Consider the following 21,873-nt stretch of genomic DNA (forward strand, 5'->3'; position numbering starts at 1 on the left):
CGGCCTAGGTTACGGCACCCGTCCCGACCGGCCCGATTGTGCACCTGACCGATCCAGCCGATGGCTCGGACTCAGGAGGAGACGAGCGGGTTGGCGTCCGATGGGATGGCCTCGTCCTCGACGACCGGGCCGGGCGCGGTGCCCTCACCGAACGGTGAGCCGCCCAGCTCCTCGCGCCGGTGCACGGTCAGCCAGCCGGAGGTGTCCGGGCCGAGCGGGACCACCCCGGTCGGGTTCACGTCCCGGTGCGTGGCGTAGTAGTGCGCCTTGATCTGGCCGAAGTGCACCGTGTCGCCGAAGCCGGGCGTCTGGAACAGGTCCCGCGCGTAGGCCCACAGCACCGGCATCTCGCTCAGCTTGGACCGGTTGCACTTGAAGTGTCCGTGGTAGACCGCGTCGAAACGGACCAGGGTCGTGAACAACCGGATGTCGGCCTCCGTAATGTGCTCACCCACCAGGTAGCGCCGGGCCTCCAGCCGCTCGGAGACCCGGTCGAGGCGGTCGAACAGCCGGTGGTAGGCCTGCTCGTAGGCCCCCTGCTCGCCGGCGAAACCACACCGGTAGACCCCGTTGTTGACGTCCTCGTAGATCTGCTGGGCCACCTCGTCGATCTCCGCGCGCAGCGCCTCGGGGTAGAGGTCCGGGGCCTGGTTGCGGTGCAGCGCGCTCCACTTGGTGGCGAAGTCCTCGGTGATCTGCCGGAAGTCGTTGGTGACGACCTGACCGGTCGCGATCTCCACGATCGCGGGGACGGTGACCCCCGGCTTGTAGCCGTCGGGCCGCGCCTCGTAGGCGTCCTTGAGCAGGGGGATGCCCAGCACGGGGTCGACCTGGCCGGGGTCCAGGTCGAAGGTCCAGCTCTGCTCGTCGTGCACCGGCCCGCAGATGCCCATCGACAACGCGTCCTCCAGCCCCAGCAGCCGCCGGGAGATGACCGTGCGGTGCGCCCACGGGCAGGCCCGGCTGACGACCAGGCGGTAACGGCCGGGCTCGACGGCATACCCGCTGGGCTCGCCGTCGGCGGTGATCCGGTCGGGGAGGTAGCGGGTGTCGCGCTCGAAGCTCGTCTCGACGTATCCGGTCTGTGCCATCAGCTCACTCCTGTGGGGTCTCATCGCCGGTCAGGGACAGCCGCTCCAGCAGCAGCGCCTCGGCGAGGCACACCCGCTCGAACTCGCCGAGATGCAGGCTCTCGTTGGCGGCGTGGGCGCGGGTGTCGGGGTCCTCGACTCCGGTCACCAGAATCGCCGCGTCCGGGAAGCGCTGCGCGAAGCTGGCCACGAACGGAATCGACCCGCCGACGCCGATGTCGACCGGCGCCACGCCCCAGGCATCCTCGAACGCGGCCCGCGCCTGGGCATAGACCGGCCCGTCGGCCTGCGCCGCGAAGCCCGGACCGTCGTCCTCCAGCTCGACCTCGACCCGGCACCCCCACGGCGCGTGCGCCAGCAGATGGTCACGCAGCGCCTGGTATGCGGTCGCCGGCTCCTGGTCGGGGTGGATGCGCATCGACAGCTTGGCCCGCCCGACGGGGGTGAGCAGGTTGGCGGCCGTCGCCACCGAGGGTGCGTCGATGCCGATCACGGTCATCGACGGCTTGGTCCACATCCGGGACAGCAGCGACCCGGTGCCGATCGGCCGGGCCCCCTCGGTCAGCCCGGAGTCGGCCCGCAGGTCCTCCTCGGTGTAGTCCAGCTCCGCCGCCTCGGACATCAACAGACCCGGCACCGCCACGTCGCCGGCGTCGTCGTGCAGGCTGGACAGCAGCCGGCACATCGCGGTCAGTCCGTCGGGGACCGCCCCGCCGTACATCCCGGAGTGCACCCCGTGGTCCAGGGCCCGCACGCTGACCACGACCCGGACCAGCCCCCGCAGCGTGGTGGTCAGGGCGGGCACGCCGACCTTCCAGTTGTGCGAGTCGGCCAGCACGATCGCCTCGGCCCGTAGGTCCTCGCCGTGCGCCTCCAGCAGCGCGGGGAGACTGGCGGAGCCGATCTCCTCCTCGCCCTCGACGAACACCGTGACCCCCACCGGCGGACGCCCACCGTGCGCACGCAGCGCAGCCACGTGGGCCATCACCCCGGCCTTGTCGTCCGCGACGCCGCGGCCGTAGATCCGCTCGCCGCGGGGGGTGGGCTCGAACGGCGGGGTGTCCCAGTCGGCATCGTCACCCGGCGGCTGCACGTCGTGGTGGGCATAGAGCAGCACCGTCGGCGTTTCGGCCGGCCCGTCGAGGTGTCCGATCACGGCCGGGCGGCCACCCTCGCGGACGATCCGCACTGTCAGGCCCTCGGCCCGCAGCAGGTCGGCCACGGCCTGTGCGCTGTCCTCGACGTGGCGCTGGTCGAAGGAGTTCAGGGACACCGACGGGATCGCGCTCAGCGACTCCAGATCGGCGCGCACCCCCGGCATCAGCGTGCCGACCCGCTCGGCGAGCTCGGCACGTCGGGACCGGGACAGGCCGCGGTCCTGCGGCAGCGTCGAGGAGTCGGTTGCAGATTCGCTCACGGCCCCGACTGTACCGATGACGCAAGGATGCCTGCGCCGGTGAGCTCGGCGCAGCTCTGCCTTGGACCGGCACGGCGGACCCCGCACACGGCATACAGTGGGGTGGTGTTCTCGCGCAAGAAGTCCGAGCCCGTCGCCGACGCCGGCCCGGCGCCCACCACGACCCGGGTTGGCAAGGGTCACCCGACCCCGAAGCGCCGGGACTCCGAGGCCGCTCGGCGTCGCCCGCTGGTGGCCGACACCAGGGGCGCGAGCCGCGAGGACAAGGCCAAGCGCAAGGTGGCACGGGCCAAGTCCCGCCAGGCCATGATGCGCGGCGACGAGGCCTACCTCGGCCCCCGCGACAAGGGACCGGTCAAGCGTTACCTGCGGGACATCGTGGACAGCCGCTGGAACATCGGCGAGATCCTGCTGCCCACCATGCTGCTCATCCTGGTCGGCTCGCTGATCAACGTGCCGGGTGTGCAGATCGCCATGTTCGCGGCGGCCTACGGCCTGATCCTGTTCGGGCTGGTCGACTCCATCGTGCTCTGGAAGCGCACCAAGGCCAAGATCCCGCAGATCTTCGGCGAGGAGCCGCCCCGCGGCTCGGCGTCCTACGTCGTGCTGCGCGCCTTCCAGATGCGCAGGTCGCGCATTCCGCGGCCCGCGCTCGAGCGCGGCGACGAGCCGCGCCGCCGCTGAGTCGGGGCCCGATCAGGTGGCCGGGCGCAGGCTCATCGGGCCGTAGACCACCTCGGTGCCGTAGCACAGCGTGACCGCCTCCACCCCCGCGGCGGCGAGCGCCTCCCACTCCTGACCAACGTAGGCCTCGGCCTCCGCCTGGTCCGGGAACGCACCGCTCGCCGGGTCCGGGTCGGTCATCGACGCGCCGGCAGCGTCCAGGCAGGTCCAGGTGTATGCGGTGTCCATGCCGACCAGGGTAGGGCTCAGGTCGTGGTGTGCGCCTCGACGAACGGGGGCTTGACCACCTGCGCCGACAGTCGCCGACCGCGCACGTCGACCTCGACGGCGTCCCCCTCCTTGACCGCGCGGTCCAGGAGCGCCAGCGCGATCCCGTGCCGCAGGGTCGGGGAGAACGTGCCCGAGGTGACCTCGCCCACCGCCTCGCCCTGAGCGTCGAGCACGGTGCACCCGGCGCGGGGGATGCCCCGGCCGGTGAGGCGCAGCCCACGGGCCAGCGGGCCACTCTTGGCCGCTCGCTCCCGCGTGAGCACGTCCTTGCCCCAGAACGTGGGCTTGTCCCAGCCCACGGCCCACACGGTGCGGGCCATCACCGGGGTGATGTCGGGCCCGAGGTCGTTGCCGTGCAGGGCGTAGCCCATCTCGGTGCGCAGGGTGTCGCGCGCGCCGAGCCCGCACGGCAGCCCCTCGAGGCTCGCGGCCGCCTCGGACAGCGCGTCCCAGACCGCCTCGGCGTCACCCCACGCCGGCACCAGCTCGAAGCCACGCTCGCCGGTGTAGCCGGTACGGCATACCCGCACGGTCTGCCCCTGCCAGGAGGCGTCGACGAAGCTCATGAAGGACAGGTCCACCGGCAGCCCGAGGGCCCGCAACACTTCCTCGCTGCGCGGACCCTGGACCGCGAGCACGGCGTGCCCGGTGTGCTCGTCGCTCACCTCCACCCCGTCGGGGGCGGCGTCGCGCAGCCGCTGGACCACGGTCGCGGTGTTGGCGGCGTTGGGGATCAGGAAGACCTCGTCCTCGGAGACGAGGTAGGCGATCAGGTCATCGAGCACACCCCCGTCGTCGGCACAGCACATCGTGTATTGCGCCTGCCCCGGCTCGATCCGGTCCAGGTCGTTGGTCAGGCAGGCGTTGACGAAGTCGCGCGCCTCCGGTCCGCGCACGACAGCCTTGCCCAGGTGGGAGACGTCGAACAGTCCCACCCGCTCCCGCACGGCGGTGTGCTCACGGACGACCCCACCCCCGGGGTACTCCACCGGCATCGACCACCCCCCGAAGTCGGCCATCTTGGCTCCCAGCGCCTGGTGCCGTTGGTGCAGGGGGGACACCCTCGTCGCGTCGTCGCTCATGCGGTCGAGACTATCGCGAGCGCCTCATCGGGTGCCCGTCCACGAGGGCGGCTACTCTCGGGCGCAGTGACCGTGACCTCACGAGCACCTCTCCGGGGTGTCTCGTCCACCTGAAGATCGAGGATTTTGTATGCACTCACCACAGACCCAGCTGCAGCTGACCGACGCAAGCCCCGCCGGCATTCGGACCGATGCGCTCGTGCTGGTCTCCTGCGAGGTCGGGGACGGGTGCCGTCTGCGCGAGGGCCATGGCCTGCCCCGCGGCGTCGCCGCTGCCGTCGACACCGCCTTGCGCGCCGTGGGTGCCACCGGCCACACCGACGAGGTGATCCGGCTGAGCTCGGTCGCCGGGGTCAAGGCTGCGCTGGTCGTCGTCGTCGGCATCGGAGCCGACCCGACGGCGGCCCGCGGCCCGCAGCGACCGGACACCAAGGAGCGGCTGCGCCGCGCCGCCGGCACCGGCGCTCGAGCCCTGGCGGGCACTGCCGAAGCGGTCTTCGCTCTCGGAGCGAGCTCACCCGAGACGGTCGCGGCGGTCGCCGAGGGGGCGCTGCTGGGCGGCTACTCCTTCCAGACCTTCTACGGCACCGGCAAGACCGCGAAGGCCAAGGCGCCGCTGGGCACCGCTTACGTCCACGGCCTCAAGGCACGCTCGGCGGACGGCAAGGCGGTGATCGCCCGGGTGGAGGCGGTCGTCGCGGCCGTGCGCTACGCCCGGGACCTGGTCAACACGCCGCCCAACGTGCTCTATCCCGAGTCGTTCGCGGAGTCGGTGAGCCGCCGTGCGACACAGGGCAGCGGCAAGGTCAAGGTCGAGGTCTGGGACGAGGCGAAGCTGCAGGACGAGGGGTGCGGAGGCATCCTCGGCGTCGGACAGGGATCGGGGCGCGGCCCGCGTCTGGTGACGTTGACCTACGCCCCGATCCGGGCCCGCGCCCGGCTGGCGTTCGTCGGCAAGGGCATCACCTTCGACTCCGGCGGGCTGTGCCTGAAGCCCGGGGCGTCGATGGTCACCATGAAGTGCGATATGGGCGGGGCCGCCGCCGTGGCCGGTGCTGTGCTCGCCCTGGCCGAGCTCAAGGTCCCCGTCGCGGTCACCGGCTATCTGTGCCTCGCGGAGAATATGACCGGCGACCTGGCCCAGCGTCCCGGTGACGTAGTCACCATGCGGGGCGGCACCTCGGTGGAGATCATCAACACCGACGCCGAGGGCCGACTGGTGATGGCCGACGGGCTGGCGCTGGCCAGCGAGCAGACCCCGGATGCGATCGTCGACGTCGCCACCCTGACCGGGGCCGCGGTCGTGGCCCTGGGTGAGCGCACCCTTGGCGTGATGAGCAACGACGAGGAACTGACCGCCCAGGTGCGGGCGGGCGCCCAGGCTGTCGGCGAGCCCGCGTGGACGCTGCCGCTGTTGGAGGAGCTGCGCCCCACGATGGACTCCCCGGTGGCCGACCTGAAGCACACCGGCGAGAAGTCCGCCGGGGCGATGGTCGCGGCGACGTTCCTGGCCGAGTTCGTCGGCAAGGGCTCCGACGGCCAGCAGCTGCCCTGGGCACACCTCGACATCGCGGGTCCGGCGTTCAACGACGCGTCGGCCTACGGCTACACCCCCAAAGGCGGCACGGGCGCCGGCGTGCGCACGCTGATCGAGCTGGCCCGCTCCTACGCCCGCTGACACCCTGCACCCCAGCCCCCTAGCCGCTCTTGCGCCGGAACATCTGCTGTGCCCCGCTGGTCTTGGCGGAGCGGACGCCGCCGACCTTGCCGTGCTCGGAATGGTCTGCGACGTCGGTGCCGCCGTGCGCGTGCTTCTTGGCCAGCGCGTCACGAAACTTCGCCTTGACGTCGTCGGCCACCTCTGGGCGCGTCTCGTCAGCCATGTGCGCCACCTCCTTCGATCGGGTTGAGCCCACCTTGCCACTGCACGGTGCGCTCCGGCGACCGGTTTGGGGCGCCGGGCTTCAGGAGCCCTCGCGCTGACGCCGGCTCCACTCGCGCATCCGGGCGGGGTAGCCGGTCTGGTTGACGTCGTAGACCGGGATCGAGAGGTCCCGGCAGATCCCGAAACCCGCCCGCGGCGTGCCGACGGCCCGGCGGGTCCACTCACCGTCATGCGCGATCAGCACCAAGGTGGTGGTGCTGATGTTGGTCGCCGGCTCCACGTAGCCCTCGACACCGCGCCGGGACCGGGCGAAGTCCTGGGCATAGCGGTGCACGGCGGGCAGGTCGATCCGCATGTCCGGACCGTCCTTGCGCCCGAAGCTGTCCTGGGACCCGGCGCCTGAACTGCTCGCCCCGCGCCGCCGCCACCGCTGCAACCACGTCATACCGCACGAGATTAGACCCTCTGCCTCACAACGAGCCCAGCAATGGCAGGATGCGGGTATGCAGTCAGCGTCGCCGCGGCAGGCCTACGACCTCGTGATCCTGGGAGGCGGCAGCGGTGGCTACGCGTGTGCTCTGCGGGCGGCCGAGCTCGGCCTCACGGTGGCCCTGGTCGAGCGGGATCTGCTCGGCGGCACCTGCCTGCACCGCGGCTGCATCCCCACCAAGGCGCTGCTGCACACCGCGGAGGTCGCCGACGCCGCCCGGGAGAGCCACCGGTTCGGCGTCCGCGCCACCCTGAAGTCGATCGACATGGCGGCCGTGCACGCCTACAAGGACGGGGTGGTCGGGCGACTGCACAAGGGTCTGCAGGGGTTGGTCGGTGCCGCGGGAATCGAGCTGGTGAGCGGCACGGGCACACTGCGCTCCGCCACCGAGGTCGAGGTCGAGGGTCGGGTGTTGAGCGGACGGCACATCGTGCTGGCCACCGGCTCCTTCGCGCGCAGCCTGCCCGACCTGCCGATCGGCGGGCGCATCGTCACCAGCGACGAGGCGTTGACCCTGAGCGAGGTGCCCGATCGTGTCGTCGTGCTCGGGGGTGGGGTGATCGGGGTCGAGTTCGCCTCGATCTTCGCATCGCTCGGTTCCGCGGTCACCGTCCTGGAGGCGCTGCCCCGGCTAGTGGCAGGCGAGGACGAGGACGTGTCCACGCAGCTGCACCGGGCGTTCCGCAAGCGTGGGATCACCACCCGCACAGGCGTCAGCCTGCAGAGCGCCGAGCAGGATGGCGAGGGCGTGACCATCACTCTCGAGCCCGACGAGCAGCTACGCGCCGACGTCCTGCTGGTCGCGGTGGGCCGCGGCCCCCGCACCGAGGGCCTGGGCTTCGCCGAGGCGGGCGTGGCGATGGAGCGTGGCTTCGTGAGCACCGACGCGCGCCTGCGCACCAGCCTGCCCGGGGTGTATGCCGTGGGCGACATCGTGCCCGGCCTGCAGCTGGCGCACCGCGGCTTCGCCCAAGGCGTGTTCGTGGCCGAGGAGATCGCGGGCCTGGAGCCGGCCGTGGTGCAGGAGGAGGGCATCCCCCGGGTCACCTACAGCGATCCCGAGATCGCCAGTGTGGGGTTGACCCAGGCCCAGGCGCAGGAGCGCTACGGCGCCGCCAGCAGCAGCTACACCTACAACCTGGCCGGCAACGGCAAGTCCCAGATCCTGGGCACCGCAGGCTTCGTCAAGCTGGTGCGCGTCGACGACGGGCCGGTGGTCGGCGTGCACATGGTCGGCTCTAGGGTCAGCGAGCAGGTCGGCGAGGCGCAGCTGATCGTCAACTGGGAGGCCCTGCCGGAGGACGTGGCCGCCCACGTGCATGCCCACCCCACCCAGAACGAGGCGCTCGGGGAGGCCCACCTGGCGCTGGCCGGCAAGCCGCTGCACGCCCACGGCTGACGGCCCGCCATGCATCTGCCCACACGACCACCATCCACCACTAGACTGCCAAACCCCGGACGAGGAGACGTCGAGAATGTCTGAACGCGTGAGCATGCCGGCCTTGGGTGAGTCCGTCACCGAGGGCACCGTGACCCGATGGCTGAAGAGCGTCGGGGACGAGGTCGAGGTCGACGAGCCGCTGCTCGAGGTCTCCACCGACAAGGTCGACACCGAGATCCCCTCCCCCGTCGCGGGCACCTTGCAGGAGATCCTGGCCGAGGAGGACGAGACCGTCGAGGTCGGCGCCGACCTCGCCGTGATCGGCGACGGTGCGGCCGGCGACGACTCCGGCGGCGACGAGGAGTCCGCACAGGACGACTCCGCGGGGGATGACAGCTCCGAGGACACCGAGGAGGCCGCGCCGCAGGAGACCGCCGACGAGGCGGAGGAGTCGGCCGACGAGGCCGTACGCGACGCCGACTCGGACGACGGCAGCTCGGACGACGCCGGCTCGGATGGCAAGGACAACGAGCAAGGGGCCGGCGGCGGCTCCGGCGAGGGCGAGACGGTGACGATGCCGGCCCTGGGCGAGTCGGTGACCGAGGGCACGGTCACCCGGTGGCTGAAGTCAGAGGGCGATGAGGTGGAGGTCGACGAGCCGCTGCTCGAGGTCTCGACCGACAAGGTCGACACCGAGATTCCCTCACCGGTCGCCGGGGTGCTCACCTCGATCCTGGCCGCCGAGGACGAGACGGTCGAGGTCGGCGGGCAGCTGGCCGTGATCGGGGGCTCCGGCTCGGCGTCGGAGGGTTCCGAGACGTCGTCGGAGGGCTCCGGTGACACCTCGTCCTCGTCCTCCTCCGAAGACGAAGACGAGGGCGAGGGCGACGACACGGCGCAGCCGGACGGTGCGGATGATGACCTCGCCTCCGAGCAGCAGACGCAGGACGCCGCTGCCCAGGAGGCGGAGGACAAGACCTCCTCCCAAGGTGGCGAGTCGGCCAAGCCGGCAGCATCCTCCGGCGAGGACAAGCAGACCTCGGGTGAGGAAAAGCAGACCTCCGATGAGCAGAAGCAGGCACCCTCGGGGGGTGAGGACAAGGGTTCGTCCGACAGCGACCGCGACGTGAGCGCCTACGTCACTCCTCTCGTGCGCAAGCTCGCCGCTCAGCACGACGTGGACCTCGGCTCGGTGGAGGGCACCGGTGTCGGCGGACGCATCCGCAAGCAGGATGTGCTGGACGCCGCCAAGAAGGCCTCGGAGAAGCCGGCGGAGTCCGAGCCGGAGCAGCAGCCCTCCGCCGACGGCGGCAAGGCGGCGTCCCAGCCCTCCGGCCAGGCGCCCGCCCCGGAGGTGTCGGCCAAGCGCGGCCAGACCGAGAAGATGTCGCGGCTGCGCAAGGTGATCGCGACCCGCATGGTCGAGTCGCTTCAGGTCAGCGCCCAGCTCACCACCGTGGTGGAGGTCGACGTCACCAAGGTCGCCCGGCTGCGGGCCTCGCAGAAGCAGGCGTTCCAGGAGCGGGAGGGAGCCAAGCTCTCCTTCATGCCCTTCTTCGCGCTCGCCGCCGTGGAGGCGCTCAAGGCGCACCCCAGCGTCAACGCCAGCATCGATGGCGATCAGGTGGTCTACCACGCCCAGGAGAACCTCGGCGTGGCGGTCGACACCGAGCGCGGCCTGCTGGTTCCGGTCATCAAGGACGCCGGTGACCTCAACATCGCCGGGCTCAATCGCAAGATCGCCGATCTCGCCGAGCGCACCCGGACCAACAAGATCGGGCCGGACGAGCTGGGTGGTGGCACCTTCACCCTGACCAACACCGGGAGTCGAGGTGCGTTGTTCGACACCCCGATCCTCAACCAGCCGCAGGTCGGCATCCTGGGCACCGGCTCGGTGGTGCGCCGACCCGTCGTCGTGCTCGACTCCGAGGGCGGAGAGACGATCGCCATCCGGTCGATGGTCTACCTGGCGTTGACCTACGATCACCGGCTCGTGGACGGCGCCGACGCGGCCCGCTTCCTCGAAACCGTGAAGCGTCGCCTCGAGGAAGCCAACTTCGAGGTCTGAGCCACCGCCAGGAGCACACCCCCATGACCGAGTCGTCCACACCTCACCGCACCGTCGCGCTCACCGGCGCCTCCGGGCTGATCGGGTCTGCCCTGTCCGAGGCGCTGCGAGCACGCGGCGAGCGGGTCGTTCACCTGGTGCGTCGGGAGCCGGTGACGGACGGTCTGCCCGCAGGTGTGCGGGAGGCCGCGTGGGAGCCCGACGAGGGCGAGCTGGACCCCGCCGGACTGGACGGCGTCGATGCGGTGGTGCACCTGGCCGGCGCCGGCATCGGCGACCATCGATGGACCGAGGACTACAAGCGACGCATCCGGGAGTCGCGCACGGAGGGCACCTCCGCCGTGGCCGCGGCGGTGGCCACGCTCCCGGGTCGGGTGCGCCTGCTCTCCGGCTCCGCGGTGGGCTACTACGGTGACCGCGGCTCGGATGTGCTCACCGAGGAGTCGAGCCTCGGGCGCGGGTTCTTGGCGCAGGTCTGCCGTGACTGGGAGGGCGCCACCTGGCGGGCCGAGCAGGCCGGTGCTTCGGTGGCGCACCTACGCACGGGCATCGTGCTCTCTCGTGAGGGCGGCGCGATGGCCAAGATGATGCCGTTGGCCAAGGCCGGACTGGCCGGCCCGCTGGGCTCGGGCAAGCAGTACTGGCCGTGGATCACCCTGCACGACCAGGTCCGCGCCATGCTGTTCCTCCTCGACCACCCGGACCTCACCGGCGCCGTCAACATCACCGGGCCGCAGCCGGAGCAGCAGGCAGCCGTGGTCAAGGCCCTCGGCGGCCGGCTGCGCCGGCCGAGCCTCCTGCCGGCCCCCACCATCGCCCTCAAGCTGGCCCTGGGACAGATGGCAGCCGAGATCCTGGGCAGTCAGCGGGCGCTGCCGGCGGTGTTGAGCGAGGCCGGCTTCGTCTGGGACCACCCGGACCTGGATTCTGCGATGGCCTGGCTCGTGGAGTCGTCCGGGCAGTCGGCGGACACTGTGCAGTCAGGCTGACCGGCTACTGCCACGACCAGATGCGCCACCCCTGCTCACCTCGGCGGAGTTCGAGGGTGATCTCATCGACCCTCGGCGGCACCGTGCTGAGCTCGCCGGAGCCGGTGTGCGCGGACATGGCGTCGCGTCGCACGGTCGCTCGGACCCGAAGTCGCTGCGCCGCCGGCTTGGCTGCCTCGACACTCCCGTCCACCGACTCGAGCGATGCCTCCAGGACCTGGAAGGCCAGGCCGTCGTAGGCGACGTTGCGACGGACAGCCTCGGCGAGGGCGGCGCGGTCGGTCTCCAACGCCGGGGAGTCCGCGGCCAGGGCTGCACCCAACAGGTCGGGATCGGTCCGGCTCCAGGCGGTGGCGCGAGCCTGCACCAAGGTCTGCACCGTGGCGCGGACACGCGGGGCCTCGGGCGACGCATCGGTGGTGGCGATGACTGTGTCGGCGGCTGCCTCTTGGGACCCAGCCGGTGCTGACCCCCGTGGTGGGGCCGGAACGGGTGGCTCCGGGGTCGGCCCCCCGTCGGCGGTCGCTGCCGGGCGGGCGGTGTCCACAGGCCCCCCGTTGGAGGCATCCCGGTCCACGACCAGCGCAGCGACCGCGGCGACCGCGAGCAGCAGGACGAGCGACGCCACGATCGAGCGTCGCCCCGCCAGCAGACCACTGCGCCCGGTCGCCGGTTGCTGCCCGCCTCGTCGGTGCCTGGCCGGACGTCCGCGCGAACGCCGCCGGCGCCACCACCGGCCCGCTCCGGCCGGCCCATCGGCACGCGCCTGCGGCTCCTTCCGGGCAGCGGCTCGCAGCCGGCGGGTCAGGCCCACCGCCGGGTCGGCGTCCGGCGCCACCTCGATCGGCTCCGGATCGGCCAGCGTCAGCACCGCAGCGGCGACCTCCTGCGCTTCGGGGCGGTCCTCCGGCTCCGGGGACATGGCACGCTGCACCAGCTCCCGCATCTGCTCGGGAACCTCGGGGATCAGGTCGGCCAGGTCTGCCCGAGTGCCGACCCACCCGGGCACCTCGCCGGTCAGACACCACCAGGCCAGCGCTCCGAGCGCATACACGTCGGCCTCCGGGCCGGGGTGGAAACCCTCCAGCACCTCCGGCGCCACCATCCCGTCGGTGCCGTGCACGGCACGGTCCAGCTCACCGACGAGACGAGCCACGCCCACATCGCCGAGCATCGGCATACCGTCTGCGAGGAAGAGCACATTGGCCGGCGACACGTCGCCGTGGACGACTCCAGCCCCGTGCAGCTGGGCCAGCGCATCCCCCAGGGGAGCGAGCAGGGTGACCACCTCGCCTGCCGTGAGGTGGCGCCGGGCCGCGAGCACCTGGGCCAGCGAACCGCCGCCCGCGAGCTGCACGGCCAGGGCCAGACGGCTCGGGGAGCCCGCCTCGTCCGGCAGTGGCAGCACGTCGTAGAGGTGCAGCACGTGGGGGTGCCGCACCCGGGCCAGCACGCCGGCCTCACGCAGCGCATCGTCGAGCCCACCACCGGTGACACCCACCACCTTGAGGGCGACCAGCAGGTCGTCGGCCTCGCGGCGGGCACGCCACACCTGGCCCCCGGCACCCGCGCCGACCGGGTCGAGCACGACATAGCCGGGCACCTGCGGCCAGCTCGGGACCATCACCACTCCCAGGGTCTTCGGATGTCGTGGGCCGGCCGGACGCCCGGCACCGACCCACGCCCCAGCGTCTCGCGCCGGGGGCCTCCGGCGCAGAATCTGTCCACAGGGGCATCGAGGCAGGCGCGTAGAGTGCTGATCATGCGCTTCGAGCTCCTCGGCCTGGCTCCCGACACCGTCGACTACGAGCAGGCCTGGGCCCAGCAGCGGCGGGTCCACACCGAGGTGGCCGACGGGGCCCGACCCGACACCGTGCTGCTGCTGGAGCACACCGCGGTCTACACGGCCGGCAAGCGCACCGAGACCCACGAGCGCCCCCTCGACGGCACACCGGTGATCGACGTCGACCGGGGCGGCAAGATCACCTGGCACGGGCCGGGCCAGCTGGTCGGCTACCCCATCGTGCGGCTGCCCTCCCCCGTCGACGTCGTGGCCCACGTGCGGCGGCTGGAGGACATGATGATCGGGGTGTGCGCCGATCTGGGTCTGGTGACGCGGCAGGTCGAGGGGCGCAGCGGGGTCTGGGTGAGCGCCGACGCGCGTGGCCCGGACCGCAAGATCGGTGCCATCGGCATCCGGGTCAGTCGCGAGGTCACCATGCACGGCTTCGCGCTCAACTGTGACTGCGACCTCACCTGGGCCGGACCGATCGTGCCGTGCGGGATCGCCGACGCCGGCGTCACCTCGTTGAGTGTCGAGCTCGGCCGGGACGTGTCGGTGCGCGAGGTGCTACCCCTGGCGACGCAGCACCTGGAGCGCGTGCTCGAGGGCGCGCGGACAGACCTCATCACCCGCTAGAACGAGCGCAGCAGTGCAGCCCACCCCCGATGACGGGCTCGCGGTCGCGACCCGGGGGTTGCGCAAGACCTATCGTGGGCTGCGCGGCTCGCACGTAGCGGTGCACGGGCTGGACATGGACGTGCCCTCGGGAGGTGTGCACGGCTTCCTCGGGCCCAACGGCTCGGACAAGACCACGCCGATCCGGATGCTGTTCGGTCTCATCCACGCCGACGCCGGGCGCATGCACATCTTCGGCGCGCCGGTGTCTCAGCGACTGCCCGATGTGGTCTCCCGGGTCGGGGGCGATCGTCGAGTCCCCCAAGTTCACCCCGGGCTTCTCCGGTCGCAAGAACCTGCTCCTGCTCGCCCGGCCGATCGGCACCCCGCGACACCATGCGCTCCCTCGCCGACCAGGGACGGACGGTCCTGGTCAGCAGTCATATCCTGGCCGAGATCGAGTAGATCGCCGACACCGTCTCGATCATCGGCCGCGGCCGGGTGGAAGGTCACCCCCGGCAAGGACCCAGCCACATCGCTGCTGGTGCTGGGTGCCGACGACCCGGCCGACATCACCCCGGCTCCTGGCGGGGCAGGGTCTCTACGTCCACCGTCTGCTGCCGGTCCGCCGCGACCTGGAGGCTGCCTTCCTGGAGCTGACGGTGACGACACCCTCGGCCCGCGGAGCGAGTCGTGACCCGGCTGCCGATCGTGGCCGCGCTGGGCCTGCTGGTCGTCGTGGTCATCACGCTGTTCGGGGTCAACCAGCAGGCGGGTGCCACCGCTCGCGCCCTGGCCGGGCAGGACGAGGACTTCAACCGAGCGGTCGCCGACTGGGAGGCCAACGGCGAGGACATGGTGGCCGAATGCCTGACCGAGCAGGAGCAGGAGCGCGAACGCTCCGGGGACTCCGAGATCGACTTCGGCTGCGAGGAGATGGAGGCCACGGTCGAGCAGTGGTTCGGCACGCCGCCCAGCGCGGCCGAGCTGTTCCCCAGCTGATCTACGGGCTGTCCTGGGTGCTGCTGTTCGCCGTCGTCGTCATCGGCTGCTCGGCCACCGCCAAGGAGATCGGCCAGCGCACCCTGGGCACCTGGCTGACCTTCGAGCCCCGGCGTCGCCCGGTATTCCTCAGCAAGGTCCTGGCTCCCGCCCTGTGGGCGGTGCCGCTGGCCCTGCTGCTGATGGTCGGGATCCTCGTGGGCACCATCGCTGTCCTGGAGGGCAACGGCGTGCCCGAAGGGATGAACTCCGGCGAGTGGGCCGACCTGGCGTGGATCTCGCTGCGGGTCGTGCTGCTAGCGATGGCGGTCGGCGTGGCCGGGGCCGCCCTGGGCTTCGTGCTGCGCCACGTGGCCATCCTCATCGTCCTGCTCGTCGGCTACGTCATCGCCGTGGAGTCCATCCTGGTCAGCTTGGTGCAGAGCCTGCAGAGCTGGACCGTAGGCAAGCACGTGACCTCGCGGGTGCTGGACGGCACGACGTGGCAGGTGTGGCCCAATGAGTGGTGATGCTCCTCGTGGTCACCGCCTTGGGCTATCTCTTCCTGACCCGCCGGGACGTGGACTGACCCCCTCACCCCCGCAAGCCGGAGCGCACGGCATACCCTGGAGCGACCCGGCGTTGCACGCCGTGAGGTCGACCGGCCTCGCAGACCAGCACCACCGACCAGTTGCCGACGGAGGCGCTACGTGACCATCGCACCGGAGGGACGTCGCCTGCTGCGGGTCGAGGCCCGCAACAGCGAGACCCCGATCGAACGCAAGCCGTCCTGGATCCGCACCACGGCGAAGATGGGACCCGAGTACACCGCGCTCACCTCCCTGGTCAAGGGTCAGGGACTGCACACGGTGTGCCAGGAGGCGGGCTGCCCCAACATCTTCGAGTGCTGGGAGGACCGGGAGGCCACGTTCCTCATCGGGGGCGAGCAGTGCACCCGACGGTGTGACTTCTGTCAGATCGACACCGGGCGACCGGCCGACTTCGACGCCGACGAACCGCGCCGGGTCGCTGACTCGGTGGCCCAGATGGAGCTGCGCTACGCCACCGTGACCGGAGTGGCGCGCGACGATCTGGCCGACGGCGGGGCCTGGCTGTATGCCGAGACGATCCGGCAGATCCACGGGCTGAGCCAGAGCACCGGCGTCGAGATCCTGATCCCCGACTTCAACGGTGTTCCCGAGCTGGTCGGCCAGGTCATTGATGCCGCCCCCGAGGTGTTCGCCCACAACGTGGAGACGGTGCCGCGGATCTTCAAGCGGATCCGGCCGGCCTTCCGCTACGAGCGCTCCCTCAACGTGATCACCATGGGCCGCGATGCCGGCCTGGTCACCAAGTCCAACCTGATCCTGGGCATGGGCGAGGAGGATCACGAGATCGAGCAGGCGTTGCGCGACCTGCACGGCGCCGGCACCGATCTGATCACCATCACGCAGTACCTGCGTCCCTCGCCGCGGCACCACCCCGTCGAACGGTGGGTCAAGCCCGAGGAGTTCGTGCACTGGAGCGACCGGGCGCAGGAGATCGGCTTCAAGGGGGTCATGGCCGGTCCGCTGGTGCGCAGCTCCTACCGCGCCGGACGACTGTGGGCCCAGGCGATGCACCGCAGCGGCCGGACCATCCCCGAGCACCTGCAGCACCTGGCCGCCAAGGCGGAGTCACCGGCTCGGCAGGAGGCCGCGGCATTGGTGGGACGCGCTTCGGCCCGCGTATCCTGACCCGCATGGCCCGCCGCACCTCCGACACCGACAGCACCGGCTCCTCCGCGGCAGGCAAGCCCCGCCGCCGGTTCGGCCGGCGCAAGCCCAAGGACCCCAACAAGCCCGGCCGGATCGCGCAGTTCCGGCAGGTCCTCACGATGACCCGCAAGCACGACCCGGCGTCCGTATGGTGGATGGCCCTGGCCTTCCTGGTCGTCCTGCTGGGCGCGCTGCTCATCGGCATCTGGCTCGACCAGGTGGTCTATGTGACCATCCTCGGCATCCCGATGGCCCTGCTGGCGGCGATCTTCGTGCTCAGCCGCCGGGCCGAGAAGGCGGCCTTCGCGCAGATCGAGGCCCAACCGGGGGCGACCGGTGCGGTGCTGGGCTCCTTGAAGCGCGGGTGGTTCTACGACCAGGAGCCGGTCGCCGCCGAGATGGGCGGCAAGATGCGCGGCATGCGCGACCTGCACAATGCGGCCATGATCTTCCGGGCCGTGGGCCGACCTGGAGTGGTGCTGATCAACGAGGGCCCCAAAGGCCCTGCTCAGCGCCTCGCGCTGGCCGAGAAGCGCAAGGTCAAGCGGGTCGCCGGCGACGGCGTGCCTGTGCACGTGGTGCGCGTCGGACAGGGCGAGGGCGAGGTGCGACTGTCCCGGCTGCTGAAGACGATGAAGTCCTATGACAAGAAGATCAGCAAGGAGGAGGCGATCGCCGTGCAGCGCCGGCTCAAGGCGATCGGCAACACCAAGCCGCCGATGCCGGCCGGGGTCGATCCACGCAAGGCGCGGGTCGACCGCCGCGCGATGAAGGGCCGCTGACCACGCCGACATCGCCCCCTGAACCGAGCTCAGCGGGAGCGGACGATCACGGTGCGGGCGGCGCGATCGTGCACGCCTCGATTATCCGAGTCGGGGAGGACGGCGGGGATGACCAGGCACAGCAATGCCGTGCGGATCGTGCCCGCCACCAGCCCGGGTGCCGCCGCCACCTCCTGATCCCCGCTCGAGCCCAGCGCCCTGACCTGGAGCCCCAGCACCCGGTGCCCCACGGTCGCGCCGAGCGTGCTGACCAGCAGCACGTTCTCCAGTGCGAAGATCGCCAGCGGACCGAACGAGTCCCACCCGGTCGCGCCCCACTCCACCCCGAGCACGGCATACGCGATCACCTGGCACAACAGCCAGTCCAGCACCACGGCCACCAGCCGCCGCCCAAAAGTGGCCACCGAGCCCGGTCCGCTCGACGGCAGGCCGAGACCCGATCCGGGGTATGCCGTAGGGGGGCTCACCGGGTGAGGGTACCGGTGCGAAACACACCCGAAACACTTGGGTCACGGTAGGGAAACCGCTGCTCCCTACGCTTGACGAGCGGCCTACCCGTCTGGCCCGACGCCACTCCCAGGAGGATTGATGTTCAGCAGCGCACAAGAGGTGATCGCCTACGTCAAGGACGAGGACGTGAAGTTCATCGACGTCCGGTTCTGTGACCTGCCCGGGGTCATGCAGCACTTCAACGTCCCAGCGGACGCCTTCGACGAGGAGGCTTTCGAGACCGGCCAGATGTTCGACGGCTCCTCGATCCGCGGTTTCCAGGCCATCCACGAGTCCGACATGAAGCTGATCCCGGACCCCACGACGGCCTACGTCGACCCCTACCGGACCCAGAAGACGCTGGTGATGAACTTCTCGATCGTCGACCCGTTCACCGACGAGCCCTACGCCCGCGACCCGCGTCAGATCGCGATGAAGGCCGAGGAGTACCTACGCTCCACCGGCATCGCGGACACGGCCTTCTTCGGGGCCGAGGCGGAGTTCTACATCTTCGACGACGTGCGCTTCGAGACCAAGGCGAGCGGCGGCTACTACTTCATCGACTCCGTCGAGGCGGCCTGGAACACCGGACGCGCCGAGGAGGGAGGCAACCGCGGCTATAAGCCCCGTAACAAGGGCGGCTACTTCCCGGTGCCTCCGGTGGACCACTTCGCCGACATCCGCGACGGCATCGTCACCCAGCTCGGCGAGATCGGGCTTTCGGTCGAGCGGGCGCACCATGAGGTCGGCAGCGCCGGTCAGCAGGAGATCAACTACAAGTTCAACACGCTGCTGCACTCCGGCGACGACATGATGAAGTTCAAGTACGTCGTCAAGAACGCCGCGTGGCACGCCGGCAAGACCGCGACATTCATGCCCAAGCCGGTCTTCGGCGACAACGGGTCGGGGATGCACACCCACCAGTCGTTGTGGAAGGACGGCGAGCCGCTGTTCTACGACGAGTCCGGCTACGGTGGCCTGTCCGACGTCGCCCGGTGGTACATCGGCGGCCTGCTCAAGCACGCTCCGTCACTGCTGGCCTTCACCAACCCGACGATGAACTCCTACCACCGGCTGGTCCCCGGCTACGAGGCCCCGGTCAACCTGGTCTACTCGGCCCGCAACCGCTCGGCGTGCGTCCGCATCCCGATCACCGGCACCTCGGCCAAGGCCAAGCGGGTGGAGTTCCGGGTGCCCGACCCCTCGTCGAACCCATACCTGTGCTTCGCGGCGCAGCTGATGGCCGGGCTGGACGGGATCAAGAACCGCATCGAGCCGCCGGACCCGGTCGACAAGGACCTCTACGAGCTGCCCCCGGCCGAGCTGGAGAGCATCGACCAGGTCCCCTCGTCGCTGCCTGCTGTGCTGGACTCGCTCGAGGCCGACCACGGATACCTCACCGAGGGTGACGTCTTCACCGAGGACCTCATCGCGGCGTGGATCGACTACAAGCGCACCAACGAGGTCGACCCCATCCGGCTGCGCCCCCACCCCCACGAGTTTGAGATGTACTTCGACCTGTAGGTAAACCCGCAGGTCAACGGCTTACGGTGTCCCCGTAGTCCGCAGTGAGTCCGCACGAGCAGCCATCGCCATCGACACGGCAGCCCGTGCGGACTCGTCTGCGTCCGGCCACAGGTGGCCGTAGGTGTTGAGCGTCGTCATGGCCGAGGCATGCCGCAGCCGCGCCTGCACGACCTTGACGTCGAGCCCGGAGGCGATCAGGAGCGAGGCGTAGTAGTGCCGCAGATCGTGGAAGCGGAAGTCCTCGGGCAGACCCGGCACCTTCCCCCTGGCCGACCGCATGGCGCGCTCGATAGCCCACGGCGACGACTCCCGTCCAGTCTCATCCGTGACGACCGTGCGCCCCTCCCCTGCGCTACAGCGGCCGACAGCTCCAAGGCCAGCTCACGCGGAATCGGCACCGGCGTCGGCGAGGTCTCGGACTTGAGCGGCTGGTCCGGATACTGGATCACCGGCGAGACGATGCCCCGCATGAAATCCACGTCACGCGCTCGCAGCGCAGCAGCCTCAGCAGTCCTCAGGCCAACGAAGGCACCGAGCAGCACAGCAGCCCGCAGGTGCTCAGGGAAGGCGTCGTGGAGCGCCCAGACCTGTCCCGTGGTCGCCACGTAGGGACGCTGCCCACCCTGGCCCGGTGACGTCCGGTGCGAGCACGGGTTGCGCGGGATGATCCCGTCGTGCACCGCGTCGGCCATGACCTGAGACAGTCGCCGGTGCAGCGCGTAGACGTAGGAGTCGGCGCGCCCCTCCCCCCGCAGCTTCGCCGTCCACGCCTTGACGTGGCTCGGCTTCACCGACAACAACGGCATCGACCGAACTCCGCCTCGATCAGCCGCAGGTGCACCCGTGCCTGCCGGACCGTTCAGGCGCGCCTGGTCGAGTAGCCCTCGATCCACGATTGGCACCACGCGCTGACCGTCATGCGGGCTGTCTGCGGGTCCACGTAGTCGCCACGGACCACAGATGCGGTCACGGTGTCGAGCCACCGCTGAGCATCGACCTTCCGCTTAAAGTGCCGTGCGTGCTCCCGTCCGGCAGCGTCCCGATACCGAGCTCGCCACACGCCGTCCTCCCTGCGCTTAATGCTCGCCATCGGAATCTCCCTCGTCGATCAGAGTGCGGAGAGCTCGTACGTCCTCCAGTGCGCTCTCCAGCTTCGCCTCAGCGCTGAGCACGGCCCGGGCCGCGCACCCCGAACGCTTCGCCAGCACCACCACCCCCAAGATCCTCCAGGTCGTTACGCGTCAGAGTTCGTGCACCAGGATGGCGTTTTAATACCCAACCAGGGGGCGGGTAGGTTCACTACCTGTTTGGAGGTTGGAGTCGATGTCAGAGTCGAAGCAGAACGGTACGGATCAGGCCCGGGGTGCGCGCAGGCGCCGCCGGTTGGGTCCCTCGGAGAAGTACGAGATCTTTGTCAGCGTGTTGACCGAGCAGGCTACCCAGCGGGAGGCGGCCGAGCGGTTCACGGTGGACCGTTCCACCGTGGTGCACGTGTGCCGGGTGGCCAAGCAGGGCGCGTTGGACGCGTTGGCGGCCTCGGTGCCGGGTCGGCCCGGCGGGAAGGGCAAGAGTCCCGAGCAGCTGGCGTTGCAGGACGCGCAGGCCGAGCTCGAACGGTTACGGGCCACGGTGACCGAGCAGGCTGTCGCGTTGCACCTGCATCAGGGAAAATCGCGTTGGGACTGAGCGCCGGCCTGGTCCCGCCCCGAGTGGACGCGAACGTCAAGGCCGGCCTGCTGGACCTGGTTGCCCATGCCAGGGACAGCGGTGGGTGGTCGACCCGGCGTGCCGCGGACGTCCTGGGATTGGATCACGCCCGGGTACTGCGCTGGGCGGCCCGAGCCCAGGACGGTCGGCTCACTGATGCCCGACCAGGACCGGAGCAGGCGCTGCACGCGCTGCTGGAGGCCGAGCGGGAGGCGATTCTGCGGATCGCCGAGGAATGGACCCAGATCGACCGCTCGCACCGCAAGCTGGCCCACCGCGGTTCCCGCCTGGAGGCGTTCTACGCCTCGGAGTCCACCGTGTTGCGGGTGCTGCGGGAGGCTGACCTGCACCTTCCCGGCCCGGCGCCGCGGCCCCGCGGTCAGAAGCGGCCCTGGCCGGACTGGGCCGAGCTGGTGCCCGGGGTGATCTACATTTACGACTTCACCCACTTCACCGCCGCCGGCCGGTGTGTGATCGCGGTGCTGGACGTGGTCTCCCGGTACTGGTTGGCCACGGTCGTCTCAGCCGAAGAGACTTCCACCCAGGTGCAGGTCGCCTTCACCCGGGCCCTGGTCACCGACGGCAAGGAAGACCTGCTGGATGCCGACCTGCTCGCCGAGCTCACCCACGGCTTGGTCCCGGACAACGACGACCGTGTCCCCGTGCTGCTGGCCGTCTCAGACAATGGTCCGCAGATGACCTCCCGGGCCACCGCGGCCTTCATGGCCGTGACCCGGTTCGCGCAACACTTCGGCCGGCCCGGCACCCCGAACGACCAGGCCTGGATCGAGTCCTTCTTCGGCCACCTCAAACCCGAGTTCCCACACCTGGAGAAGATCACCGACCCCGGCGAGCTGGAAGCCGAACTGGACCGG

At 70.7% G+C, this 21,873-nt stretch carries 23 protein-coding genes; 14 read left to right on the forward strand and 9 right to left on the reverse strand.

Annotation, left to right across the window (positions count from 1 at the left end; all coding sequences use genetic code 11):
- Nucleotides 1-71 precede the first annotated feature (71 nt).
- Nucleotides 72-1,091 carry a glutathione S-transferase family protein gene (locus ACR2FV_RS14660; RefSeq protein ID WP_434016436.1) on the reverse strand — a complete coding sequence of 340 codons (1,020 nt, stop codon included), beginning with the start codon at nucleotides 1,089-1,091 and terminating at the stop codon, nucleotides 72-74.
- A 4-nt stretch (nucleotides 1,092-1,095) separates the two neighbouring features.
- On the reverse strand, nucleotides 1,096-2,508 hold the full coding sequence (locus ACR2FV_RS14665) for a dipeptidase (protein ID WP_434016437.1): 1,413 nt from the start codon (nucleotides 2,506-2,508) through the stop codon (nucleotides 1,096-1,098).
- A 105-nt stretch (nucleotides 2,509-2,613) separates the two neighbouring features.
- Between ACR2FV_RS14665 and ACR2FV_RS14670 the strand changes: the two genes are divergently transcribed.
- A complete protein-coding gene (locus ACR2FV_RS14670; RefSeq protein WP_434016438.1) occupies nucleotides 2,614-3,192 on the forward strand; it encodes a DUF3043 domain-containing protein in 579 nt (192 codons plus the stop codon).
- Nucleotides 3,193-3,204: 12 nt separating this feature from the next.
- Here the strand turns inward: ACR2FV_RS14670 and ACR2FV_RS14675 are convergent, their stop codons facing one another.
- Nucleotides 3,205-3,420, reverse strand: coding sequence for a hypothetical protein (locus tag ACR2FV_RS14675; protein WP_434016439.1), 216 nt, complete (start codon nucleotides 3,418-3,420; stop codon nucleotides 3,205-3,207).
- A gap of 17 nt (nucleotides 3,421-3,437) precedes the next feature.
- Nucleotides 3,438-4,544 (reverse strand): glycine cleavage system aminomethyltransferase GcvT, encoded by a 1,107-nt coding sequence (gene gcvT / locus ACR2FV_RS14680; protein WP_434016440.1) that lies wholly within the window; start codon nucleotides 4,542-4,544, stop codon nucleotides 3,438-3,440.
- Nucleotides 4,545-4,674: 130 nt separating this feature from the next.
- On the opposite strand from gcvT, the gene ACR2FV_RS14685 reads away from it, so the two are divergent.
- Nucleotides 4,675-6,222, forward strand: coding sequence for a leucyl aminopeptidase (locus tag ACR2FV_RS14685; RefSeq protein WP_434016441.1), 1,548 nt, complete (start codon nucleotides 4,675-4,677; stop codon nucleotides 6,220-6,222).
- Nucleotides 6,223-6,241: 19 nt separating this feature from the next.
- Here the strand turns inward: ACR2FV_RS14685 and ACR2FV_RS14690 are convergent, their stop codons facing one another.
- Together ACR2FV_RS14690 and ACR2FV_RS14695 are read right to left on the reverse strand one after the other, a co-directional pair.
- Entirely contained in the window at nucleotides 6,242-6,427 is a 186-nt protein-coding gene (locus ACR2FV_RS14690) for a DUF5302 domain-containing protein (RefSeq protein WP_434016442.1), read from the reverse strand.
- A gap of 81 nt (nucleotides 6,428-6,508) precedes the next feature.
- The gene (locus tag ACR2FV_RS14695; protein WP_434016443.1) at nucleotides 6,509-6,874 is read right to left on the reverse strand and encodes a hypothetical protein; all 366 of its coding nucleotides are present in this window, start codon (nucleotides 6,872-6,874) and stop codon (nucleotides 6,509-6,511) included.
- A 58-nt stretch (nucleotides 6,875-6,932) separates the two neighbouring features.
- On the opposite strand from ACR2FV_RS14695, the gene lpdA reads away from it, so the two are divergent.
- The 3 genes from lpdA (at nucleotide 6,933) to ACR2FV_RS14710 (ending at nucleotide 11,357) form a co-directional block, all read left to right on the forward strand.
- Nucleotides 6,933-8,318, forward strand: a complete 1,386-nt coding sequence (gene lpdA / locus ACR2FV_RS14700) for a dihydrolipoyl dehydrogenase (RefSeq protein WP_434016444.1) — start codon at nucleotides 6,933-6,935, stop codon at nucleotides 8,316-8,318.
- Nucleotides 8,319-8,394: 76 nt separating this feature from the next.
- Nucleotides 8,395-10,368 (forward strand): 2-oxoglutarate dehydrogenase, E2 component, dihydrolipoamide succinyltransferase, encoded by a 1,974-nt coding sequence (sucB, locus tag ACR2FV_RS14705; RefSeq protein ID WP_434016445.1) that lies wholly within the window; start codon nucleotides 8,395-8,397, stop codon nucleotides 10,366-10,368.
- A gap of 23 nt (nucleotides 10,369-10,391) precedes the next feature.
- A complete protein-coding gene (locus ACR2FV_RS14710; RefSeq protein ID WP_434016446.1) occupies nucleotides 10,392-11,357 on the forward strand; it encodes a TIGR01777 family oxidoreductase in 966 nt (321 codons plus the stop codon).
- Nucleotides 11,358-11,361: 4 nt separating this feature from the next.
- Here the strand turns inward: ACR2FV_RS14710 and ACR2FV_RS14715 are convergent, their stop codons facing one another.
- Nucleotides 11,362-12,981 carry a protein kinase domain-containing protein gene (locus tag ACR2FV_RS14715; RefSeq protein ID WP_434016447.1) on the reverse strand — a complete coding sequence of 540 codons (1,620 nt, stop codon included), beginning with the start codon at nucleotides 12,979-12,981 and terminating at the stop codon, nucleotides 11,362-11,364.
- Between the two features lie 138 nt (nucleotides 12,982-13,119).
- Between ACR2FV_RS14715 and lipB the strand changes: the two genes are divergently transcribed.
- From lipB to ACR2FV_RS14745, 6 genes are all read left to right on the forward strand, one after another.
- Nucleotides 13,120-13,776: a lipoyl(octanoyl) transferase LipB gene (gene lipB / locus ACR2FV_RS14720; RefSeq protein WP_434016448.1), complete on the forward strand. Its 657-nt coding sequence runs from the start codon at nucleotides 13,120-13,122 to the stop codon at nucleotides 13,774-13,776.
- 115 nt (nucleotides 13,777-13,891) lie between these two features.
- Complete coding sequence (locus ACR2FV_RS14725) at nucleotides 13,892-14,452, forward strand: ATP-binding cassette domain-containing protein (protein WP_434016461.1); 561 nt, start codon at nucleotides 13,892-13,894, stop codon at nucleotides 14,450-14,452.
- The gene (locus ACR2FV_RS14730; protein ID WP_434016449.1) at nucleotides 14,449-14,757 is read left to right on the forward strand and encodes a hypothetical protein; all 309 of its coding nucleotides are present in this window, start codon (nucleotides 14,449-14,451) and stop codon (nucleotides 14,755-14,757) included. The genes ACR2FV_RS14725 and ACR2FV_RS14730 overlap by 4 nt, the downstream gene beginning before the upstream one ends.
- Nucleotides 14,712-15,266, forward strand: a complete 555-nt coding sequence (locus ACR2FV_RS14735; protein WP_434016450.1) for a hypothetical protein — start codon at nucleotides 14,712-14,714, stop codon at nucleotides 15,264-15,266. Before ACR2FV_RS14730 ends, ACR2FV_RS14735 begins: the two co-directional genes overlap by 46 nt.
- A 180-nt stretch (nucleotides 15,267-15,446) precedes the next feature.
- Nucleotides 15,447-16,472: a lipoyl synthase gene (lipA, locus tag ACR2FV_RS14740; protein WP_434016451.1), complete on the forward strand. Its 1,026-nt coding sequence runs from the start codon at nucleotides 15,447-15,449 to the stop codon at nucleotides 16,470-16,472.
- Between the two features lie 5 nt (nucleotides 16,473-16,477).
- Nucleotides 16,478-17,275, forward strand: a complete 798-nt coding sequence (locus tag ACR2FV_RS14745; protein WP_434016452.1) for a DUF4191 domain-containing protein — start codon at nucleotides 16,478-16,480, stop codon at nucleotides 17,273-17,275.
- Nucleotides 17,276-17,304: 29 nt separating this feature from the next.
- On the opposite strand, the gene ACR2FV_RS14750 is transcribed toward ACR2FV_RS14745, so the two are convergent.
- Nucleotides 17,305-17,742: an RDD family protein gene (locus ACR2FV_RS14750; protein ID WP_434016453.1), complete on the reverse strand. Its 438-nt coding sequence runs from the start codon at nucleotides 17,740-17,742 to the stop codon at nucleotides 17,305-17,307.
- A 121-nt stretch (nucleotides 17,743-17,863) separates the two neighbouring features.
- Here ACR2FV_RS14750 and glnA point away from each other — a divergent pair, with 121 nt between their 5' ends.
- Entirely contained in the window at nucleotides 17,864-19,288 is a 1,425-nt protein-coding gene (gene glnA / locus ACR2FV_RS14755; RefSeq protein WP_434016454.1) for a type I glutamate--ammonia ligase, read from the forward strand.
- Nucleotides 19,289-19,309: 21 nt separating this feature from the next.
- On the opposite strand, the gene ACR2FV_RS14760 is transcribed toward glnA, so the two are convergent.
- Nucleotides 19,310-19,570 carry a tyrosine-type recombinase/integrase gene (locus ACR2FV_RS14760; RefSeq protein ID WP_434016455.1) on the reverse strand — a complete coding sequence of 87 codons (261 nt, stop codon included), beginning with the start codon at nucleotides 19,568-19,570 and terminating at the stop codon, nucleotides 19,310-19,312.
- Between the two features lie 1,044 nt (nucleotides 19,571-20,614).
- Here ACR2FV_RS14760 and ACR2FV_RS14765 point away from each other — a divergent pair.
- Both ACR2FV_RS14765 and ACR2FV_RS14770 read left to right on the forward strand, forming a co-directional pair.
- Nucleotides 20,615-20,977, forward strand: a complete 363-nt coding sequence (locus tag ACR2FV_RS14765; RefSeq protein WP_434016456.1) for a hypothetical protein — start codon at nucleotides 20,615-20,617, stop codon at nucleotides 20,975-20,977.
- A partial coding sequence (locus ACR2FV_RS14770; protein ID WP_434016457.1) for a DDE-type integrase/transposase/recombinase occupies nucleotides 20,968-21,873 on the forward strand: 906 nt, incomplete at its 3' end. The genes ACR2FV_RS14765 and ACR2FV_RS14770, both read left to right, overlap by 10 nt.

This window comes from Ornithinimicrobium sp., from assembly GCF_051004135.1.
GTDB lineage: Bacteria > Actinomycetota > Actinomycetes > Actinomycetales > Dermatophilaceae > Ornithinicoccus.

Bases quoted from the DNA above. Each gene is read 5' to 3' on its own strand.
- ACR2FV_RS14760 (WP_434016455.1), bottom strand. From the start codon at position 19,570: ATGCGGTCGGCCAGGGGGAAGGTGCCGGGTCTGCCCGAGGACTTCCGC.
- ACR2FV_RS14695 (WP_434016443.1), bottom strand. From the start codon at position 6,874: ATGACGTGGTTGCAGCGGTGGCGGCGGCGCGGGGCGAGCAGTTCAGGC.
- ACR2FV_RS14745 (WP_434016452.1), top strand. From the start codon at position 16,478: ATGGCCCGCCGCACCTCCGACACCGACAGCACCGGCTCCTCCGCGGCA.
- ACR2FV_RS14675 (WP_434016439.1), bottom strand. From the start codon at position 3,420: ATGGACACCGCATACACCTGGACCTGCCTGGACGCTGCCGGCGCGTCG.
- ACR2FV_RS14710 (WP_434016446.1), top strand. From the start codon at position 10,392: ATGACCGAGTCGTCCACACCTCACCGCACCGTCGCGCTCACCGGCGCC.
- lpdA (WP_434016444.1), top strand. From the start codon at position 6,933: ATGCAGTCAGCGTCGCCGCGGCAGGCCTACGACCTCGTGATCCTGGGA.
- ACR2FV_RS14715 (WP_434016447.1), bottom strand. From the start codon at position 12,981: ATGGTCCCGAGCTGGCCGCAGGTGCCCGGCTATGTCGTGCTCGACCCG.
- ACR2FV_RS14690 (WP_434016442.1), bottom strand. From the start codon at position 6,427: ATGGCTGACGAGACGCGCCCAGAGGTGGCCGACGACGTCAAGGCGAAG.
- sucB (WP_434016445.1), top strand. From the start codon at position 8,395: ATGTCTGAACGCGTGAGCATGCCGGCCTTGGGTGAGTCCGTCACCGAG.
- ACR2FV_RS14765 (WP_434016456.1), top strand. From the start codon at position 20,615: ATGTCAGAGTCGAAGCAGAACGGTACGGATCAGGCCCGGGGTGCGCGC.
- lipB (WP_434016448.1), top strand. From the start codon at position 13,120: ATGCGCTTCGAGCTCCTCGGCCTGGCTCCCGACACCGTCGACTACGAG.
- glnA (WP_434016454.1), top strand. From the start codon at position 17,864: ATGTTCAGCAGCGCACAAGAGGTGATCGCCTACGTCAAGGACGAGGAC.
- ACR2FV_RS14660 (WP_434016436.1), bottom strand. From the start codon at position 1,091: ATGGCACAGACCGGATACGTCGAGACGAGCTTCGAGCGCGACACCCGC.
- ACR2FV_RS14725 (WP_434016461.1), top strand. From the start codon at position 13,892: ATGGACGTGCCCTCGGGAGGTGTGCACGGCTTCCTCGGGCCCAACGGC.
- ACR2FV_RS14685 (WP_434016441.1), top strand. From the start codon at position 4,675: ATGCACTCACCACAGACCCAGCTGCAGCTGACCGACGCAAGCCCCGCC.
- gcvT (WP_434016440.1), bottom strand. From the start codon at position 4,544: ATGAGCGACGACGCGACGAGGGTGTCCCCCCTGCACCAACGGCACCAG.